Here is a 19,093-nt window from a genome sequence, read left to right as displayed (position 1 = left end):
ACAAAAAAAGGTGAGCTCATTTTGAACTCACCTTCACGGCATCAGTATTATCATTTACTGCTGGGCAGACACTTCATCGCTCAAGCGCGGTTTACCTTGCATAATATTGATTTCAACCCGACGGTTTTCCATTCTGCCTTCCCGCGTATCATTGCTCACGAGAGGTTCCGTGTCTGCCATTCCGCGAACACGTAAGCGAACACGCTCAAACCCTTTTACTTTTTCCATCTCATGAGCAACGGATACCGCTCTTTGAGAAGACAAGTCCCAATTTGAACGATACAGTTCTGAATCTAACGGTTGATTGTCTGTATGACCAGAAACCCGAACAATACCCGGAACATCTTTGACCAATTCCGCCACTTGACGTACTAAAGGACGGAATTTAGGCTGCAAGAAAGCTGAACCTTCAGGAAATGCCCCTTTTTCACGAATGCGAATGACAATCTGCTGACCAAGGTTTTCCACTTCTACCGCACCTTCATCGATTTCTTTTTCCAACGCCTTTTTAATGCTCTCGACAATGGTTTCCATTTCCTGGGATTGGGATTCGGCTTGCTGTTGCTGTTGCTCTGACTCATTATTTTGATTCATCTTTGTCGATGTATCAGGCGACTTACCGCCCGTTAGCTTACCCACTTCTCGCTTTGTACCACCAGCACGATCCGACTCCCCTTCATGAAACTCTAAGGTTTTCTGCGTCATATCAATGGTTTGCTGCATGATTACATCAATCGGAGTGGGCTCTGGGCGGCCAGGACGAAACTCTTGAGCAATCACACTGGTGCCTTTAGGGATATCTTTCACTTCCAACTGATTTTGAACACCAAACGCAAATTTCATTGAGCCTGCAATCTGCTTAAACTTCAGCACATCCATTTCAGAAAACGAAAGCAGAAGTACGAAGAAGCACATCAACAGCGACATCAAATCAGCGAATGTACCCATCCATAATGGGAGCCCCGGGGGGGGACATTTGCACTCTTCTTCTTCCATCTCAGTTCACCTTACTCGCCATCCACATCGAGAACTCGCTTACTTTCATTCAGATAGTTCTTCAAATAGCTGTCGATAACACGAGGGTTTTGACCGTCTTGGATCGCTAGCACGCCATCCATGACCAAACGGCGGTTCAGTTTTTCCTGTTCACGTCGAAGAGATAGTTTGTCGGCAATAGGGAAAAACACCATATTAGAAAGAATAGCACCGTATAGCGTCGTAAGAAGTGCAACCGCCATGGCAGGTCCGATAGATTTGGGATCATCCATGTTGGAAAGCATGGCAACCAACCCAACCAACGTGCCTATCATTCCCATGGCGGGCGCAACGTCACCAAAAGCCGTAAATACAGCCTTTCCTTGCTCGTGGCGCTCATCGGTTAACGAAATGTCTTTTTGAAGTGTCGCACGAACCACATCCGCATCATGACCATCAACGAGTAAGTCGATGCCTTTTTGCATAAAGGAGCTGGTGATTTCCATTTCTTCTAGTGCCAGAAAGCCACCTTTACGTGCAGCATCCGCCATTTCAACGACCTTCGCAATCAAGTCTTCTGGCTCATCCGCTTTGAACATGAAAGCTTTACCTGCAATTTTGGCGGCACCAAAAAACTGCCCCATGGTAAACTTCATTAATACAACGAAGGTTGAGCCACCAACCACAATAAGAATGGAAGTCACATCGATAAAGATACCAATGCCTCCCCCCAACACCATCGCCATGATGACGAATGCAAAACCGCCAATCAATCCAATTAACGTTGCTAAATCCACAAAGCACCCCTCATGCTAAAAATTCTATTGTGCGCTTAACCCAAACTATCGGCAGTAACTAAGTATTGTTTAGAGCTTTTCCTGATACTAAGCACAAATTTTCCTTTAACTTTAAGAGAGTATACTCAAGTAACCTCAAGATGCTAGGTTCTGCGAAAACAGCGGGAGAATATAACCAAGCTATGTACACCCTCATCCCATTCACATTGTAGCTAATCTCTATGTCTTGTGGCGTTGTTATACTGAATCGTACAGAAAAGAGTCACTCTCATCATTTGAGACTATTTGTTAATAACGAATCGAGGATAAAAACTGATATACTGCACTTTTGTTAAATTTTATCTTGCGCGAGTTTGACCAGCAGCAGTCGCTGAGTTAACTTGCGTGCAACGTTTTAGCAGCAGAAATCGTATGGCAAGCAAAAAACCCGAAAACATGACTTTTGAAGAGTCGCTAACAGAATTAGATTCTATTGTTGAGCAATTAGAAAGCGGCGATCTCGCACTGGAAGATGCGTTGAAAAAGTTCGAACGTGGAATACACCTTGCTCGTTCCGGTCAAGGAAAGTTATCTGAAGCTGAACAACGCGTTGCCATTCTGACTCAAGATGACGATCAAGCTAAACTTTCGCCATTTGAATCAAATTCTGAAGATTAATTTATGTCCGCACCTTTAACGCCTTATCAAGACCGCAGCAACACCCAGTTGAACGCTTGGCTTGACACTCTCCCTTATCAAGAGTTACCCCTTATACAGGCTATGCGCCATGGCTTAACGCTTGGTGGAAAGCGCGCTCGCCCTTATCTCGTATACATTACTGGTGAAATGCTGGGGTGTACACTAGAAGAACTGGATACACCAGCCTGCGCAGTCGAGTGCATTCACGCCTACTCTTTGATTCATGATGACTTACCCGCAATGGACGATGACGAACTTCGTCGCGGTCAACCAACTTGTCACATCAAATTTGATGAAGCGACCGCCATTTTAACGGGTGACGCCCTACAGACCTTAGCGTTTACTATTCTTGCAGAAGGAAAACTCAGTTCTGACGGAGAACGTAACCGAATAAAAATGGTTCAAACGCTGGCTAAAGCCTCTGGCGTAGGCGGGATGTGTATGGGTCAAGCGCTCGATCTTGCCGCAGAAAACCGCATCGTGTCGCTCAAGGAACTTGAAACCATCCACCTGAATAAAACAGCGGCATTGATTAAAAGCGCCATAAAAATGGGCGCAATGGCGGCTGGAGAGAAAGGGCTGACTGTCCTTCCTCAATTGGAAAGATACGCAGACTTAATCGGTCTGGCTTTCCAAGTACAAGACGATATTTTAGATATCATCAGTGATACTGAAACATTAGGGAAACCTCAAGGTTCAGATCAAGAATTAAACAAGAGTACTTACCCTTCCTTGTTGGGTCTGGAAGGTGCTCAGAAGAAAGCTCAAGAGCTGCTCACTGAAGCATTAGGCACATTAGAGGCCATACCTTACAATACGCAGTTACTTGAAGAGTTCGCCCGTTATGTGGTCGAGCGCAAAAACTAAACTATAAGCGCTGAATTTTATGACTCTCGATATTTCAAAATATCCTACTTTAGCACTAGCTGATACACCTGATGAGTTGCGCCTCCTTCCAAAGGAGAGCCTGCCGACCCTCTGTGATGAATTAAGAACGTACCTTCTTAATTCCGTCAGCCAATCAAGTGGGCACTTGGCATCCGGCTTAGGCACAGTGGAACTAACAGTAGCTCTACACTATGTCTACAACACCCCATTTGATCAGTTGATCTGGGATGTAGGTCACCAAGCCTACCCGCATAAGATCTTGACTGGTCGCCGCGAAAAACTGCCAACCATTCGCCAAAAAGGCGGGCTACACCCTTTCCCATGGCGAGGCGAAAGCGAGTACGACGTATTGTCCGTCGGGCATTCCTCAACCTCTATCAGCGCTGCGCTGGGCATATCGATTGCCGCAGAAAGAGAAGGTAAAGACAGACGTGTTGTGAGTGTTATCGGCGATGGTGCCATTACCGCGGGTATGGCTTTTGAAGCGATGAATCACGCTGGTGATGTGCATACCGATATGTTGGTCATTCTGAACGACAACGAAATGTCCATTTCCGAGAACGTCGGAGCACTGAACAATCATTTAGCTCAATTATTGTCTGGCAACCTGTATACCTCTATTCGTGAAGGTGGTAAAAAAGTACTCTCTGGCTTGCCTCCAATTAAAGAGCTGGTGCGCAGAACCGAAGAACACCTCAAAGGCATGGTCGTACCAGGCACATTATTTGAGGAGCTTGGCTTTAACTACATTGGCCCTGTCGATGGTCACGATGTGAATGAGTTGGTTAAGACGCTGAAAAATATGCGTAGCCTGAAAGGACCGCAGTTCCTGCACATTATGACCAAGAAAGGCAAAGGACACGAGCCAGCTGAGAAAGATCCGATTGGATACCACGCGGTACAAAAGCAATTCCTGAATCCAGACAACAAGCCAAAAACCAAAGCTTCGACGCCGACCTTCTCCAATATTTTTGGTGATTTCCTTTGTGACATGGCCGCCCAAGATCCGAAACTCATGGCAATCACACCCGCAATGCGTGAAGGATCTGGCATGGTTCGCTTCTCGAAGGAATTCCCTAAACAATATTTTGATGTCGCGATAGCGGAACAACACGCAGTAACGCTAGCAAGTGGCATGGCCATCGCAGGTCAAAACCCAATCGTCGCGATTTACTCCACGTTCTTGCAACGTGGTTACGACCAATTGATTCATGATGTCGCCATCATGGATTTGCCTGTCTTGTTCGCCATTGACCGCGCAGGGCTAGTCGGTGCAGATGGTCAGACCCACCAAGGCGCATTTGATCTCAGCTTTATGCGCTGCATCCCCAACATGGTCATTATGGCTCCAAGTGACGAAAATGAATGCCGTCAAATGTTGTACACCGGACACAAACATACGGGACCATCTGCCGTTCGTTACCCTCGTGGTAGCGGTTGTGGCACGGCTATTCAAAAAGAGATGGTTGCACTTGAAATCGGGAAAGGTCGTATTGTCCGCCAACGCCAAACTGATCCTCAAGAAAATCAGCCCAAAATCGCCATATTAAGCTTCGGTACGTTCTTGCCTAACGCACTTTCAGCAGCAGAAGCGTTAAACGCCACAGTGGCGGATATGCGATTTGTGAAGCCATTAGACGAAGCCTTAATTTCAGAACTGGCGTCAACACACGACGTACTGGTAACGGTAGAAGAGAACGTTATCGCGGGAGGTGCCGGTGCTGGTGTGATTGAATATCTCATGATCAGTAAGCAAATCGTGCCAGTATTAAACCTTGGATTGCCTGACCAATTTGTCGCACAAGGAACGCAAGAAGAGATGCACGCCGAGCTTGGTTTAGACGCCACAGGTATTGAGTTAGCAATAAATCAATATCTGAATAAATAAGCTCACAGAAAAAGGCATAAGCCTGTTTTAACCGAATAAAAAAGCCGAACTGAGTTCGGCTTTTTTATTTAAGATGATCTTCTTCGCTATTTCACTTTTGGCGCATCGTATCCATTCGGTTCATCGCTATAAATACATACGTTGTATTTATCGACCAATCCGTTTTCTGCCATGCAATGTGTTTCGAAAAACTCTTGTATTTCAAATCGCTGACAGTGTGCTTCAAACGCTTCATTGCTTGCCCAAGTTTCGTTGAAAACAATGGGATAAGACTCACCCTCAGCAAATGAGCTAGAGATGTGACGTGTGACGATATATTGCAAACATCCATCCTCTCTTAATGTATTGGGTTCGAGTGATTTTAAGACGTCGAACAATTCATCCAGTTTCCCTTCTTTTGGTAAAAACTGAGCGATGCAATACACCTTTTTAGACATAAATAAATACCTTTTTTAACGACTCCATTATATTGGCCAGCCAGCATACCTACCTACTAGCCATAATGAAATAGCCGCCATGACGCCTGCTGCTATATCGTCCAACATGATGCCTAATCCACCATGAATGCGTTTATCGAGCCAGCTAATCGGCCACGGTTTAACCATGTCAAAAAAGCGAAAAAGGATGAACCCAGTGAGGATCCATTTCCAGTCAAATATGGGAATATCGAATAGTGGGACGATGACCATCGTGATCCAAAAACCAGCAAACTCATCCCACACAATGGAGCCGTGATCGTGCACTCCCATATCATCTGATGTCACTTGACAAATCTTAATGCCGATAATGCACGAGCCAAGGACTGCAATCATGTAAAGTGGCAACGGCAACTGCACCAATAAAAGATAAAATGGAACCGCCGCCAGTGTTCCCATAGTACCTGGCATAATGGGAGCCAACCCACTACCAAAACCGGTTGCAAGTAGGTGCCAAGGGTTTCTTAGCGAAATAAGAGATAAAGGAGACGACATTATGAATAAACCTTGAAATGATCATAGCCAGACAATGCCCAGTCCAGCTTTTTTCCTTGCTGTTCTAATACCAGCTCATCACCAGAACGAATCTGACCAATACAGGTCGCCGTTGTACCAGAATAGGACAGTAAGGTGTCCATTTGCCCTTTATGCTCTTCAGGTACACAGAAGCACAACTCGTACTCTTCACCACTGGTCAGCGCTAATTGAATTGCTTCAATATCGTCTGAGCAATACGCTTTTAGTTCATCTGATAAAGGGATATTGTCGACATCAATGATCGCACCAACATTAGACGCGTCCATAATATGGCGAAGATCAGATATCAACCCATCCGAGATATCCAAACAAGCTGACGCCACCTCTCTTAAGGCTTGTCCCACAACCAAGCGAGGCGTGGCAAGATAGTGGCGTTTTTCCAGCTCTTCGGCGTAGGGTTTAGAACGTTTAGCGTCATCAAGCACAACCTGTAAACCAGCCGCACTGTCGCCCAACGTACCCGTTACGTAAATCCAATCACCCACTTTTGCGCCATCACGTCGCATCGCTTTGCCTTCAGGTACGAAGCCTTGAACCGTCAACGTAATACTCAAAGGGCCTTTCGTGGTATCCCCGCCAATTAACTGAATGTTGAAATAGTTTGCTAGTTCAAAGAATGACTCACTAAATGGCGCTAACCACATTTCATCGGGCTCTGGCAACGTAAGCGCAAGGGATACCCACGCAGGCGACGCCCCCATAGCGGCCAAATCACTCAAGTTTGCCGCCAATGCTTTATGAGCAACCCATGCTGGGTTGGCATGTTCTAGAAAATGCGTACCCGCCACGAGCGTATCAGTACTAATGGCAATTTGAACATTTTCAGGAGAGGTAACCAAAGCGCTGTCATCGCCCAAGGAAAGCTGGACATCTTTGCGCTGGGTTTGTCGGTTTACGAAATAGGTGGTAATTAGGTTAAATTCACCTGCCATAGCTGACTCTTTCATGTTGTTATTTATGTTAATTATACCCAAGTTTGCATGACTTGCTCAAAGCAGTTTAAGACCTAGAGCACGAAAAGAAAAAGGTCAGCTAATGAGCTGACCTTTTTGTATTTATTCACGATTACTTTTTGCGAACATGCGGTGCGGCTTTATCAAGCACACCATTCACAAACTTGTGGCTATCTTCCGCAGCAAACACTTTTGCGAGCTCAATAGCCTCGTTAATCACGACTTTGTAAGGAACATCCTCGCGACGCGTCATTTCATACATCGCAAGACGAAGCAAAGCCAGCTCCATCATGTCCAAATCTTGCATAGGGCGAGACAAATAAGGACGCAGTTTGCTGTCTAACTCGGTGTGGCTAAGCACAACACCCGTTAGCAGGTCACGGAAGTAAGCGACGTCAGTTTCTGGTGCAGACAGAGAAGGCTCATTTGCGTGATGCTCTTCCTCATCATACTTGCCTCCAGACAGGAATTGCTGTTCTATAGTAGCAACATTCTCTTTGGTAATCTGCCACGAATATATGGCTTGTAATGCAAATTGACGTGCGTTACGACGTGCGGCTGGTTTCACACTGGCCCCCATTAGGAATCAATTTCTAAAAGAACGTTGATCATTTCTAGCGCGCTGAGTGCAGCCTCTGCACCTTTATTACCAGCCTTGGTTCCTGCGCGCTCGATAGCTTGATCGATGGTGTCAACAGTAAGGACGCCAAACGCAACTGGAAGACTGTATTCCAGAGACACTTGAGCCAACCCTTTGTTGCATTCACTACAAACATAGTCAAAGTGAGGCGTACCGCCACGAATCACTGAACCTAACGACACAATCGCGTCGAATTTTCCAGTTTTCGCAACGCGCTGAGCCACTAAAGGCAACTCAACCGCACCAGGGCAGCGCACAACAGTAATGTTGTCTTCGCTAACTTGTCCATAACGCTTTAAAGTATCGATTGCACCAGATAGCAGGCTTTCGTTAATAAAACTGTTAAAACGAGAAATAACGATAGCAATTTTTGCATTTGGCGCAGGGAGAACGCCCTCGATCACTTTCATAAAGCTTTCCTTTAACTATGTTCATCAAGTGAGAATCGCCGGATTCTAGCACAAAAGTGTGAGAGATATCTAATGGAAATTGAGCAATATCACCGTTCTGGAGTCGATAGAACAAGCACTTCCACGCTTGATCTTTAAAAGCGGACGACCATTTCACTGCGCTATAAATGAAGCATGCCATTCACGGTAAAAAGCACTTGAATAGGGCAGCAAAATACGCCTAGTCACAAACGTACTCAACAACGTTGAGACCGAAACCTGACAAAGAGTGATAACGCTTCTTGCTCGACGACAACAGACGCATATCGCTGATACCTAGATCGGCGAGGATCTGAGAACCGACGCCGACACGGCGCGAAGTGCCCTGCTTTTTCGCCATTTTAGGGGCATTGCCGCTGTCTTGTTGTTCAAACGTCTTCACTTTGTGAATGATGAATTCAGGCGACTCTTCGTTCCCCAGAATTACCAGTACACCACCTTCATCGCTAATACGCCTCATGGCTTTGTCGAGCGTCCAGCTACGTTCAGCACTGCGGTCACTTCGAAGCACATCCGTAAAAATATCTTGCAAGTGCACACGCACCAATGGGGCTTCTTCTTTGAGATCGCCTTTTTTCAGTGCGTAGTGGATTTGACTATCGATAGTGTCGCGGTAAGTGACTAATTCAAACTCGCCGAATTCGGTTGGCAGCTTACATTGCGCCACACGCTCGATCGTCGTTTCCGTGTTATTTCGGAATTCAATCAGGTCAGAAATAGTACCCAGTTTAATGTCGTGTTTTTCCGCAAACACTTCCAGATCAGGGCGACGCGCCATGGTGCCGTCGTCATTCAAAATCTCGACAATCACGCCTGCGGGCTCCAAACCAGCCAAACGCGCTAAATCACAACCTGCTTCGGTATGCCCTGCTCTGGTTAGCACCCCGCCATCTTGGGCAGTCAGTGGAAAAATATGCCCCGGTTGAACTAAGTCCGCTGCTTTGGCATCTTTCGCTACAGCCGCTTGCACCGTCAACGCTCGATCAGCGGCGGAAATCCCCGTTGTCACGCCTTCTGCCGCTTCAATAGAAACGGTAAACGCAGTGGAATACTGAGCATTATTGTCTTGAACCATTGGTGGTAAACCAAGATGCTCGCATCGCTCTTTTGTCATGGTTAAGCAAATAAGACCACGCCCATGCATTGCCATGAAGTTAATGGCTTCAGGTGTCACATGCTCCGCGGCCATGATGATATCGCCTTCGTTTTCACGATCCTCGTCATCCATTAGGATAACCATTTTACCCAAACGAATATCTTCAATGATTTCTTGAGGCGTACTAATAGACATAATGCTGTTCCCGTTAGTTAGGCAAAACCGTTTTGTTGTAAGAATTCCATGGTCAGGCTGGATTCAGGCTCTTTGTTTGTGGAATGGGCTTGCGCAGAACCCTGAAGCAAGTGCTCCATGTATCTTGCTAAGACATCGACTTCCAAGTTTACTTTTCGACCCACTTGGAAATCGTTGATGGTGGTTTCTGAAGAGGTATGTGGCACTATTGTCAATTTGAAGGCATTTTTGCGAAGTGCATTCACCGTGAGGCTAATGCCATCAACGGTAATCGAGCCTTTTTCCGCCACATATTTTCCAATTTCTGAAGGCATCTGAACCCAAAACTCGACTGATCGTCCAACCTGATTGCGTTCAACAATTTCGCCAACCCCATCCACATGCCCCGACACAATGTGTCCGCCGAAACGCGTGGTGGGCAGCATGGCTTTTTCCAAATTCACTTTGTCACCCACTTGATATTGAGTGAATCCCGTTTTGTTCAAGGTTTCCAGCGACAGGTCGGCTGTATAGCTGTTATCGTTAAATTCAATGACCGTCAAACATACACCATTGGTGGCAATGCTATCTCCTAAATGAACGTCAGACATATCCAACTTGCTAGCCTCAACCGTAACGCTAACATCTTCACCTTTGGGCGTAATCGCGGTTAGAGTACCCACCGCTTCTATAATTCCTGTAAACATAATTTCTTCTATGAGTTTTTTAGAATGTTAGCCGTAATACGGATATCCGGTCCCACCATGCGTACATCTTTGATATCGAGTTCTATCGCTTCTTCCATCGCATTCAGCCCTAAAATGTGCACTAACCCCCGACCATCGCTCCCCATTAATTTAGGGGCAAGGTAAACTATGAGTTCGTCAACCAATTCTAATTGAATCAAACTGGCGGCCAATGTCGCCCCTGCTTCCACCCATAGTTTTTGCACTTGATGGATAGCAGACAGTTGTTTGATTACAACAGGCAGGTCAATCTGTCCCTTTTTATCCAACACAAAAAGCTCAGAATCGGGTGAAACGACCTCGACTTTTCCGCCAGTTTTGAACAACGCAAGGTCAGAATGGAGCTTTTTCTGCCGATCCAATATGACACGCAAAGGTTGCCGGAGCGCATTTTCAGGATAAATAGACTGAATGGAAGCTGACAGTTCAGACCACCGTACGTTGAGTGAAGCATTGTCATCCATGACCGTTTTACTGGTGGATAACACCGCACACGCCTGAGCTCGGTACGCTTGTACATCCTTTCTGGCTTGCGCTGAGGTTATCCATTTACTTTCGCCGTTGCCCAGCGCTGTTTGTCCGTCCAAACTGGCGGCTAATTTCAACTGCACAAAAGGTTTACCCGTCTTCATACGCTGATTGAAATCAACATTCAGGGCGATCGCCTCCGACTCCAATACGCCAACCTCAACCTCAACCCCCGCGTCTCGTAACTTTTTAATGCCTCGTCCTGAGACCAATGGGTTGGGATCTTGTGTCGCACAGACCACACGAGCTACGCCCGCATTGCTCAACGCATCGGCACAGGGGGGTGTTTTTCCATGATGTGAGCAAGGTTCAAGAGTCACATAAGCTGTCGCACCATTGGCTTTTTTCCCAGCCTCTTTTAATGCGTTGACCTCAGCGTGCGCTTCACCTGATTTGCGGTGGTAGCCTTGCCCAACCATTCGATCGTCTTTCACGATCACACACCCCACATTTGGATTGGGAGACGTTGTAAAACGACCTTTCTTAGCTAAGGCGATGGCTTGCGCCATATAATAAGCATCTTGGGGGGACAATGGCATTAATCTTCTAATTTAGCGATTTCTTCGCCAAACTCTCTGATATCTTCAAAACTGCGGTAAACCGATGCAAAGCGAATGTACGCTACTTTGTCGAGGTCTTTTAGCTGATCCATCACAAGGTTGCCCACCATTTCGCTGGGCACTTCCCGTTCACCAGTGGCACGCAACTGGGACTTAATCGTACTTATTGCGAGCTCAATGGCATCGGCGGCCACTGGGCGTTTTTCCAACGCTCTCTGAAATCCACCGACCATTTTATCTTCATTAAACGGTTCACGATTTCCGTTGGATTTAATGACTTTTGGCATGACAAGCTCTGCGCTTTCAAATGTAGTGAATCGCTCACTGCACGCCAAGCATTGACGGCGACGACGAACTTGATGCCCATCTGCAACCAGACGAGAATCAATGACTTTAGTGTCATTTTCTGAACAAAATGGACAATGCATATCACCTCCAAAAATTTATCCTAGTCTACCGGAATATAAGGGGATGAGAAAAGCAAAAAGGGCTCACACGGAGCCCTTATCAACGCTTAAACGGCTTTTTTGTTAACTACGCGGCAATTTATTAGCTACGCGGTAATTTGTTAGCTACGCGGTAAAATTTGTTAACTACGCAATAAATAGTTGGCTTTCCCCACCCATTTGTAACTGGTTAATTCTTCTAACCCCATAGGACCTCGAGCATGAAGCTTTTGAGTTGAAACCGCCACTTCTGCACCTAAACCAAATTCGGCACCATCGGTAAATCGGGTCGATGCATTAACGTATACCGCAGCAGAATCTACCGAGTTAATGAAACGTTCAGTATTCACTAAATCATTCGACATGATCGCATCGGAATGACTCGCATTGTGGACTCGCATGTGATGTATCGCTTCATCGAGATCGCTGACGACTTTCACACCCAAAGTAAAACTCAGCCACTCCGTGTCAAAGTCTCCCTCTTTCGCGTCTCGCAAGTCTTTCGCATCCGCTAGAAAAACTTTGGCTTTCGGTTCTGCAACCAATGCGACTTTTTCGGACATTTTTTCTACCAATTTAGGTAAGAACTCCGCAGCAACCGCTTCATGCACAAGCAAAGTATCCAAAGCGTTGCATGCCGATGGACGCTGAACTTTCGCATTTTCAACAACGTCTAATGCGCGATCCAAATCAGCGCTTTCATCCACAAAAATATGGCTGATACCAAATCCACCAATAATGACTGGAATAGTGCTGTTCTCTTTACACATTTTATGCAAACCCGCACCACCTCGTGGAATGATCATATCGACGTACTGGTCAAGTTTGAGCAATTGAGACACCAATTCACGATCAGGTTGCTCAATATATTGAACAGATGCTGCTGGTAACTGCGCTTTTTCTAACGCCGATTGAATCACTTTGACTAATTCCATATTGGAGAAAAAGGTTTCTTTACCACCACGTAAAATACTGGCATTACCGGTCTTCACACATAACGCTGCAATATCAATGGTTACATTCGGGCGAGCTTCATATATCACGCCTACTACACCCAGTGGCACACGGCGTTTCGTCAGAAACATGCCATTTTCAAGCACCTTGCTGTCTAACTCACTGCCAACAGGGTCGGTTAGACCAATCACATTACGTACATCACTAGCAATACCTGCCAACCTTTCTTTTGTCAGCAATAGGCGGTCGAGCAACGCTTCTGTAAGACCAGCTTCGCGTCCTAGCTCTATATCTTTGGCGTTAGCTTCAAGAATGACTTGTTCATTGGCTTCAAGCTCATCAGCAATAATAGCCAGCGCTTGGTTTTTCTGGGCAGTGGATGCAGTGGCAAGGTAAAAAGCCGCGTCTTTCGCCGCTTTTCCCATATTTGTTAAATCCATGACTTTTCTCCTCAATTCTACTCTTGAATCACAACAAGATCGTCTCGGTGAATGACTTCTGCACCGTACTCATAACCAAGAATCGCGCTGATATCTTTGCTGTGTTTTCCAATAATTTTTTCTAAATCACCACTTGAGTAGCTGGTTATGCCTTTTGCAATAAGCTGACCTTGGGGTGTGGTGACACGCGCCACTTCGCCTCTTGCAAACGAACCGCTAACCTGAACAACCCCTTTAGCCAACAAACTGCTTCCTCGAGTAATCACGGCGTTTACCGCTCCTTCATCGATGACAATATCGCCAGATGCTGCTGGTCCAGCTAGGATCCAACGTTTGCGATTTTCGAGGGACTCTTCTAGCGGTAAGAAACGAGTACCTTGTGGGTGTTCACTTAAGGCATCAAAAATGACATTTTGCCCGCTGCCTGCGGCAATAATCACTTCTATGCCTGCTCTTCTCGCAATGTCGGCAGCTTGCAGTTTGGTTGCCATCCCACCCGTACCCAATGCAGTTCCGCTGCCACCAGCGATGTTACGCAGCGTGTCATCAATGGTCTTCACCTCTTTTATCAACTCCGCATTCGGATCTTTGCGAGGGTCAGCAGTAAACAGCCCTGGCTGATCGGTCAAAAGCAGTAATTTGTCGGCGCTGCACAAAATGCCAACCAGTGCTGAGAGGTTATCGTTATCACCTACTTTGATCTCTGATGTCGCCACTGCGTCATTTTCATTCACAATAGGAATAATGTTGTTGTCGACTAGCGCGTTCACGGTATCTCTTGCGTTGAGAAAACGCTCTCTGTCTTCAAGATCGGCACGAGTAAGGAGAATTTGACCGATTTTCAAACCAAATAGATCAAACAACGATTCCCATATTTGGATCAATCGACTCTGCCCAACCGCCGCAAGCAACTGCTTGCTCGACATGTTGTTGGGCAAGGAGGGGTAGCCTAAGTGCTGTCTGCCTGCTGCAATTGCACCAGATGAAACTAAAACAACCGCATGACCTTGCTTTTTAAGCTCATAACACTGTCTTACCAACTCAACCATGTGGGGTCGGTTGATCTCCAAAGTGCCGCCGGTAAGCACACTGGTTCCTAACTTTACAACGATGGTTTGAGTTTGGGAGGCTATCCCGTTTTTTTGATTCATTGTCATTATCAATTTGGTTATAAACAAACTAAGAACAGATGTTGTAACAATGAAGTGAGGTTTTAACAAGAAGAAAAGGCGCAGAAATGCGCCTTTTTATGCACTGAGTACCCGAGTTACACCAAGCTTTCGGGTGGTAATGCGAGAATTAACTAACTTCTACTGACTCATTATGCAACTCATAATTAATTTCAAATCGATCTGAGAGTGCTTTTTTTAATTTTTTATCAAAGTCTTCCATTGTTCTGGTGACCTCATCTTGAGCCTTCTTAGGTATGACCTTGGGTTCCCAATTCCCTTCAACATTGTAAAGCCCCAAACTGTAATTAGCGACATAGCCTTCATCTTGCTTATCGAACTCTAACCACCACCCCCAAAACTCTCTTTCTTCCGGTGACTTTTTGTCACTAACACAAACAGATAAGCAATCAAACAAGTAATGACCTTCCTGTGACTCCTTCTCTCGCAAGTATGGACCAACGGCCTTTAATGCCGACAACAAACGAAAGTGTGTGGGATTCGCAGTATTTCCAGCCATATTGAATCTCCATTTCAATTATTAGATTTATAAGAACTTAGTTTTATAAGATACGCGTCGTGAGAAATTCAGTGTCGACACCTATATTCGACAGTGATAAAGCGCAGGATTATCTCTGCCTAACCTATTAATCATTAACTAAAATGAATCAAAAGTCATTATTTTAGTTCATCTTTTAGCCATTGAAGTGCTAATAATAGGGATTCTTCATACCCTTTCGAAATTGACTTAGAGGACACTTTCTTTGCTTTGCCTCCATGACTGAATATTGAGACCAATTTGTTGTCTGAATAGGGAGAAATAGGATCCCCTTCCAATCCAAGAGCAAGGATAGGCACTTGCGTTCTTCGGTTCGTTAAAAAACCTTGCGTTTTAAGTGACCAAGCACGCATTTGAGCGGCTAAACTGTGCACATCTACTACTTCTTTACCCAAGCGGGATGAAAGCATATCTAGGTACATTTTTGGCATTTTCAGCAGTTTTTCTGTCGAAGTCAGAACATCGTGAACAGGAGCCCCCAAAGCAACGCATGCTTTTATTCTATCTTGTTCTAAAAAGCTCAAACGAATCGCCACATTTCCACCAAAACGGAAACCAAGTAACCCAACTTTAAAGTGATCGACCCATGGAAGACGGGGCAGCTCATCGAGAATAGCTTTATGCAAACAGCTTGAGTCCTCCGTTAGATCCCAATGGCTGCTGTGACCAATGGAAGGCATATCTAAAGTGAGCATGGCGATCTCATTAGGAGCGAAATAATCTCTAAACAGACGCCACATATCCGATTGCAAGCTATCGAGCCCGCCACTGACAATAACCACGGGCAATTGCCTTTCGGTATGCGGAAGGTGTAAGTGAGCTTTAATTTTTTTCTTACCAAAAGGGACTTCGACGTTCTTGGTAACAAAAGAACTGTGTTCCATCGCTAAGTCGTAAGCTTTGTGCACCAAAATCTGAGCCTGAATGGAAAGATTATCCCCTTTAATATGTGGGTAACCCGCAATGCTAAAACACAAACTGGCTCTAAAGTAGGCATCACTGGCTTCATCTCCCTTCAATTTCTCTGCTTTTCTTTGATTCAACATCCCTTGGTGAATCCACTCGTACGTCCAGTTGCCAGAATGATACCCCATGACTGTATCCAGCCATTCATCATGAGTCCGGGAATGAGTTGAAGAGGCGATTCTTGCAAGCACTTCTTCTATTTCCAATGGCTCGATCCCTTGCCATATCCATTGCATGCGTCTGATCGTTCGATACCAAGACCCACCTTGCTTTTCTCTTTGCTCATCCAAGTAACTCTCGTTGCTTGGCATATAACGGACAAGCGCAGACGTTTCTTTCGCTTGACGATGATTTTGAAACAATTCTTCTGAAAGGTTTTTGCTGATTTGCTCTTCAGGCATGGACATAAGACAAGGATCTTTTTCAGTATGGTATAAGGGATTTCTATCCCTAATAGTAATAAAAAAAATGACCCTATACAGAGTCATTTTAAAAATTTGGGTGTTTACTTAAGCATTTACGCTAAGTGAAGTCTTTATTTGTTGATTGGATTGACAAATGTTAACGTCATGTCCCATGGCTGCTCAATCCAAGTATCTTGTGGAATATCAACAATATAATCATCAACCAAATCCACACCAGCAGGCTTAGCACAAACCGTAATCAACTTCGCTTTTGGATACATTTCTCTAATCTGGCGAGCGGTATCACCGCTGTCCGCCAAATCATCAACAATCAAGAATCCCTCACCATCACCTTCTGGCGCTTTTAAAACGGACATATCACGCTGATGATCATGGTCGTAACTCGAAATACAAACCGTGTCAACGTAACGAATACCCAGTTCACGAGCCAAAATAGCCGCTGGAACCAAACCACCACGGCTCACGCCAATGATGCCTTTCCATTGCTCCGCAGGCATTTGACGCTCAGCAAGCTGACGACAGTACATCTGCATATTGTCCCAGGTGATGATAAATTTATTACTCATAATTGTTATAACCTGTATCGGCTTGGTCTTAGCCTGCGCTAAGAACGAATTTAATGGTGAAAATGGCTGCCATAACCCAGACACTTAGGGACACATCTTGCACTTTACCGCTCAATGCCTTGATCGCGGCATAGGCGATAAAACCCAAAGCAATACCATCAGCAATAGAGAAAGTAAGTGGCATCAAAAGACACGTTACGACAACAGGAGCGGCTTCCGTTAAATCGTGCCAGTCGATACTAACTAAACCAGAGAGCATCAATATCGCAACATAAAATAACGCACCTGCTGTCGCATAAGCGGGAATCATTCCAGCTAATGGCGAGAAGAATAAAGCAAGTAGGAATAAAATGCCAACCACAACCGCAGTCAAACCAGTTCGACCGCCAGCAGCGACACCGGAAACACTTTCGATGTAAGAAGTCGTATTCGATGTCCCCAGCAGAGCACCAACCGACGTTGCTGTTGAATCCGCAAGTAACGCTCGGTTTAAGCGAGGGATCTTGCCATCTTCCTGAATAAGATCGGCTTTTTGTGCAACCCCAACCAATGTACCTGCGGTGTCAAACAAATCCACAAATAGAAAAGCAAAGACAACGGAAATCATGCCGATTTCAAACACAGCAGAGAAATCCAATTGCATAAAGGTTGGTGCAATGCTTGGCGGCCATGAAGCCACTCCACCCCAAGTAACATCACCAAATGCTAAACCAAGACCAGTCACAGCTAAAATCGCAATCATGACTGCGCCTTTTACACCTTTATGAACCAGTGCAATGGTCAAAAAGAAGCCAAGAGATGCAAGCACTGCTGGAAGAGAGGTGATTTGCCCTAAAGAGACAAACGTGGCTGGGTTATCAACAACAATGCCCGCATTTTTCAAACCGATGAAAGCCAGAAACAAACCAATACCTGCCGAAATGCCCGTTCGCAATGACATCGGTATAGAGTGGATGATCCATTCGCGGATTTTAAAGATACTCAGTAATATAAATAGAACACCAGAAACAAACACCGCAGCTAATGCCACCTGCCAAGTATGCCCCATCCCCAATACAACAGAATAAGTAAAGAAGGCATTTAACCCCATACCTGGTGCTTGAGCGATTGGGTAATTTGCCACCAAGCCCATGATGAAACACCCAACGGCAGCCGCTAAGCATGTCGCTACGAACACCGACCCACGATCCATTCCGGCATCTGACAAAATCGCTGGGTTAACAAAAATGATGTAAGCCATGGTGAGAAAAGTGGTCACCCCAGCAATGATCTCCGTGCGCACACTGGTGTTGTGCTCACTCAGTTTAAATAGCCTTTCGAGCATAATCGAATCCCTAAAAAATGTGTAAAATAAACGTTTGCGTAATCGATTGGCGCGAATTATAAAGATATCAAATATCAAATTCTAGTTAGAATTAATACTCTCGAATATCCATACACTCAATGAAGGCTAGCTACGCTACCTTTTACATGCATATCAATCACTTAATCCTTTAAAACGTCTCTATACCTAGTTGGCATAGAGTTCATCATTGTAGGTTTAAAATTGAGCACATAGTTGGACAAAGAACACATTTCCCAGAAATTTGCGATTGGTAGTATTTAAAAATGGGAAGGTTATGAAATTACAAGCTTATATTAGGCAAAAGTCACAAAATGAACATTTTGCAGACATAAAAAAACGCCACTCAAGTTGAGTGGCGGTAGAATTTTGTTATCCCGACAGCAAAAACAGGGATGGTAAATTAATTCCAATTTTAGGGGTGAACAATTTGTTCAGTCGTGCATTTGGTTATGACTAGTAACCAAAGCTGGTTGGGTATGCGAAGTTGCTCGTGTAAATAGACGGTACATTCCAGAACATCGCAGACGGTAAACCTTTCATAGCTATCACCTTTAAATCAATTAAACACAATTTGATTCTCGGTTCCTTGGAGGCGATAAACGGACTCATCCTTTGAGCATTTTCTCTTCATTACTGAAGTTGGTTGCCAATATACCAGAAAGAAAAATAATTACAACATTTAAATCGATTCAGCTCACAGTAATCCCTCTAAATTGCGCCAAATCAACCATTTCATGTAATTAAATTACAAAAATATCAAATAATGACATACCACCAATGAAACTCATTTAGTACTTGCTTTCTGTAATAAGGTAAGACTAGTCGAACCAATGGCAAT

The 19,093-nt window shown here is 45.0% G+C and carries 20 protein-coding genes; 3 read left to right on the top strand and 17 right to left on the bottom strand.

Annotation, left to right across the window (positions count from 1 at the left end; all coding sequences use genetic code 11):
- Positions 1-54: 54 nt before the first annotated feature.
- Both HC752_RS03235 and pomA read right to left on the bottom strand, forming a co-directional pair.
- Complete coding sequence (locus tag HC752_RS03235) at positions 55-996, bottom strand: flagellar motor protein MotB (RefSeq protein ID WP_190333667.1); 942 nt, start codon at positions 994-996, stop codon at positions 55-57.
- An 11-nt stretch (positions 997-1,007) separates the two neighbouring features.
- A complete protein-coding gene (gene pomA, locus HC752_RS03230; RefSeq protein ID WP_190333665.1) occupies positions 1,008-1,772 on the bottom strand; it encodes a flagellar motor protein PomA in 765 nt (254 codons plus the stop codon).
- A 411-nt stretch (positions 1,773-2,183) separates the two neighbouring features.
- On the opposite strand from pomA, the gene xseB reads away from it, so the two are divergent.
- Genes xseB through dxs form a run of 3 tightly spaced genes read left to right on the top strand, consistent with a single transcriptional unit; the run spans position 2,184 to position 5,226 of the window.
- Positions 2,184-2,429: an exodeoxyribonuclease VII small subunit gene (gene xseB / locus HC752_RS03225; RefSeq protein ID WP_190333663.1), complete on the top strand. Its 246-nt coding sequence runs from the start codon at positions 2,184-2,186 to the stop codon at positions 2,427-2,429.
- A gap of 3 nt (positions 2,430-2,432) precedes the next feature.
- Positions 2,433-3,317 (top strand): (2E,6E)-farnesyl diphosphate synthase, encoded by an 885-nt coding sequence (gene ispA / locus HC752_RS03220; protein ID WP_190333661.1) that lies wholly within the window; start codon positions 2,433-2,435, stop codon positions 3,315-3,317.
- Between the two features lie 19 nt (positions 3,318-3,336).
- Positions 3,337-5,226: a 1-deoxy-D-xylulose-5-phosphate synthase gene (gene dxs, locus HC752_RS03215; RefSeq protein WP_190333659.1), complete on the top strand. Its 1,890-nt coding sequence runs from the start codon at positions 3,337-3,339 to the stop codon at positions 5,224-5,226.
- Positions 5,227-5,312: 86 nt separating this feature from the next.
- Here the strand turns inward: dxs and HC752_RS03210 are convergent, their stop codons facing one another.
- From HC752_RS03210 to HC752_RS03140, 15 genes are all read right to left on the bottom strand, one after another.
- Positions 5,313-5,663 carry a putative quinol monooxygenase gene (locus HC752_RS03210; RefSeq protein WP_190333657.1) on the bottom strand — a complete coding sequence of 117 codons (351 nt, stop codon included), beginning with the start codon at positions 5,661-5,663 and terminating at the stop codon, positions 5,313-5,315.
- Between the two features lie 27 nt (positions 5,664-5,690).
- Entirely contained in the window at positions 5,691-6,197 is a 507-nt protein-coding gene (gene pgpA / locus HC752_RS03205) for a phosphatidylglycerophosphatase A (protein WP_190333655.1), read from the bottom strand.
- Positions 6,197-7,171 (bottom strand): thiamine-phosphate kinase, encoded by a 975-nt coding sequence (gene thiL, locus HC752_RS03200; RefSeq protein WP_190333653.1) that lies wholly within the window; start codon positions 7,169-7,171, stop codon positions 6,197-6,199. The genes pgpA and thiL overlap by 1 nt, the downstream gene beginning before the upstream one ends.
- A 133-nt stretch (positions 7,172-7,304) precedes the next feature.
- Entirely contained in the window at positions 7,305-7,772 is a 468-nt protein-coding gene (gene nusB / locus HC752_RS03195) for a transcription antitermination factor NusB (protein ID WP_190333650.1), read from the bottom strand.
- Positions 7,772-8,242 (bottom strand): 6,7-dimethyl-8-ribityllumazine synthase, encoded by a 471-nt coding sequence (ribH, locus tag HC752_RS03190; RefSeq protein WP_190333648.1) that lies wholly within the window; start codon positions 8,240-8,242, stop codon positions 7,772-7,774. The genes nusB and ribH overlap by 1 nt, the downstream gene beginning before the upstream one ends.
- Before the next feature lie 220 nt (positions 8,243-8,462).
- Positions 8,463-9,572: a bifunctional 3,4-dihydroxy-2-butanone-4-phosphate synthase/GTP cyclohydrolase II gene (gene ribBA, locus HC752_RS03185; protein ID WP_190333646.1), complete on the bottom strand. Its 1,110-nt coding sequence runs from the start codon at positions 9,570-9,572 to the stop codon at positions 8,463-8,465.
- Between the two features lie 17 nt (positions 9,573-9,589).
- Complete coding sequence (locus HC752_RS03180) at positions 9,590-10,258, bottom strand: riboflavin synthase (RefSeq protein ID WP_190333644.1); 669 nt, start codon at positions 10,256-10,258, stop codon at positions 9,590-9,592.
- Between the two features lie 8 nt (positions 10,259-10,266).
- Positions 10,267-11,364, bottom strand: coding sequence for a bifunctional diaminohydroxyphosphoribosylaminopyrimidine deaminase/5-amino-6-(5-phosphoribosylamino)uracil reductase RibD (gene ribD / locus HC752_RS03175; protein ID WP_190333642.1), 1,098 nt, complete (start codon positions 11,362-11,364; stop codon positions 10,267-10,269).
- Complete coding sequence (nrdR, locus tag HC752_RS03170) at positions 11,364-11,813, bottom strand: transcriptional regulator NrdR (RefSeq protein ID WP_190333640.1); 450 nt, start codon at positions 11,811-11,813, stop codon at positions 11,364-11,366. Before nrdR ends, ribD begins: the two co-directional genes overlap by 1 nt.
- A gap of 161 nt (positions 11,814-11,974) precedes the next feature.
- Positions 11,975-13,225 carry a glutamate-5-semialdehyde dehydrogenase gene (locus HC752_RS03165; RefSeq protein ID WP_190333638.1) on the bottom strand — a complete coding sequence of 417 codons (1,251 nt, stop codon included), beginning with the start codon at positions 13,223-13,225 and terminating at the stop codon, positions 11,975-11,977.
- A 17-nt stretch (positions 13,226-13,242) separates the two neighbouring features.
- Positions 13,243-14,382 carry a glutamate 5-kinase gene (gene proB, locus HC752_RS03160; RefSeq protein WP_190333636.1) on the bottom strand — a complete coding sequence of 380 codons (1,140 nt, stop codon included), beginning with the start codon at positions 14,380-14,382 and terminating at the stop codon, positions 13,243-13,245.
- Positions 14,383-14,524: 142 nt separating this feature from the next.
- The gene (gene crl, locus HC752_RS03155) at positions 14,525-14,914 is read right to left on the bottom strand and encodes a sigma factor-binding protein Crl (RefSeq protein ID WP_190333635.1); all 390 of its coding nucleotides are present in this window, start codon (positions 14,912-14,914) and stop codon (positions 14,525-14,527) included.
- 158 nt (positions 14,915-15,072) lie between these two features.
- Positions 15,073-16,320 carry an esterase FrsA gene (gene frsA / locus HC752_RS03150; protein WP_190333853.1) on the bottom strand — a complete coding sequence of 416 codons (1,248 nt, stop codon included), beginning with the start codon at positions 16,318-16,320 and terminating at the stop codon, positions 15,073-15,075.
- A 134-nt stretch (positions 16,321-16,454) separates the two neighbouring features.
- Positions 16,455-16,910 (bottom strand): xanthine phosphoribosyltransferase, encoded by a 456-nt coding sequence (gene gpt, locus HC752_RS03145; RefSeq protein WP_190333633.1) that lies wholly within the window; start codon positions 16,908-16,910, stop codon positions 16,455-16,457.
- Between the two features lie 28 nt (positions 16,911-16,938).
- A complete protein-coding gene (locus HC752_RS03140; RefSeq protein WP_190333631.1) occupies positions 16,939-18,234 on the bottom strand; it encodes an NCS2 family permease in 1,296 nt (431 codons plus the stop codon).
- Positions 18,235-19,093: the final 859 nt, after the last annotated feature.

It is taken from the genome of Vibrio sp. S9_S30 (genome assembly GCF_014694455.1).
Classification (GTDB): domain Bacteria; phylum Pseudomonadota; class Gammaproteobacteria; order Enterobacterales; family Vibrionaceae; genus Vibrio.
Note: the sequence above shows the minus strand (reverse complement) of the source record. Positions and strands in the feature narration are given on the sequence as shown.

Bases quoted from the DNA above. Each gene is read 5' to 3' on its own strand.
- HC752_RS03235 (WP_190333667.1), bottom strand. From the start codon at position 996: ATGGAAGAAGAAGAGTGCAAATGTCCCCCCCCGGGGCTCCCATTATGG.
- xseB (WP_190333663.1), top strand. From the start codon at position 2,184: ATGGCAAGCAAAAAACCCGAAAACATGACTTTTGAAGAGTCGCTAACA.
- ispA (WP_190333661.1), top strand. From the start codon at position 2,433: ATGTCCGCACCTTTAACGCCTTATCAAGACCGCAGCAACACCCAGTTG.
- dxs (WP_190333659.1), top strand. From the start codon at position 3,337: ATGACTCTCGATATTTCAAAATATCCTACTTTAGCACTAGCTGATACA.
- HC752_RS03210 (WP_190333657.1), bottom strand. From the start codon at position 5,663: ATGTCTAAAAAGGTGTATTGCATCGCTCAGTTTTTACCAAAAGAAGGG.
- pgpA (WP_190333655.1), bottom strand. From the start codon at position 6,197: ATGTCGTCTCCTTTATCTCTTATTTCGCTAAGAAACCCTTGGCACCTA.
- thiL (WP_190333653.1), bottom strand. From the start codon at position 7,171: ATGGCAGGTGAATTTAACCTAATTACCACCTATTTCGTAAACCGACAA.
- nusB (WP_190333650.1), bottom strand. From the start codon at position 7,772: ATGGGGGCCAGTGTGAAACCAGCCGCACGTCGTAACGCACGTCAATTT.
- ribH (WP_190333648.1), bottom strand. From the start codon at position 8,242: ATGAAAGTGATCGAGGGCGTTCTCCCTGCGCCAAATGCAAAAATTGCT.
- ribBA (WP_190333646.1), bottom strand. From the start codon at position 9,572: ATGTCTATTAGTACGCCTCAAGAAATCATTGAAGATATTCGTTTGGGT.
- HC752_RS03180 (WP_190333644.1), bottom strand. From the start codon at position 10,258: ATGTTTACAGGAATTATAGAAGCGGTGGGTACTCTAACCGCGATTACG.
- ribD (WP_190333642.1), bottom strand. From the start codon at position 11,364: ATGCCATTGTCCCCCCAAGATGCTTATTATATGGCGCAAGCCATCGCC.
- nrdR (WP_190333640.1), bottom strand. From the start codon at position 11,813: ATGCATTGTCCATTTTGTTCAGAAAATGACACTAAAGTCATTGATTCT.
- HC752_RS03165 (WP_190333638.1), bottom strand. From the start codon at position 13,225: ATGGATTTAACAAATATGGGAAAAGCGGCGAAAGACGCGGCTTTTTAC.
- proB (WP_190333636.1), bottom strand. From the start codon at position 14,382: ATGACAATGAATCAAAAAAACGGGATAGCCTCCCAAACTCAAACCATC.
- crl (WP_190333635.1), bottom strand. From the start codon at position 14,914: ATGGCTGGAAATACTGCGAATCCCACACACTTTCGTTTGTTGTCGGCA.
- frsA (WP_190333853.1), bottom strand. From the start codon at position 16,320: ATGCCTGAAGAGCAAATCAGCAAAAACCTTTCAGAAGAATTGTTTCAA.
- gpt (WP_190333633.1), bottom strand. From the start codon at position 16,910: ATGAGTAATAAATTTATCATCACCTGGGACAATATGCAGATGTACTGT.
- HC752_RS03140 (WP_190333631.1), bottom strand. From the start codon at position 18,234: ATGCTCGAAAGGCTATTTAAACTGAGTGAGCACAACACCAGTGTGCGC.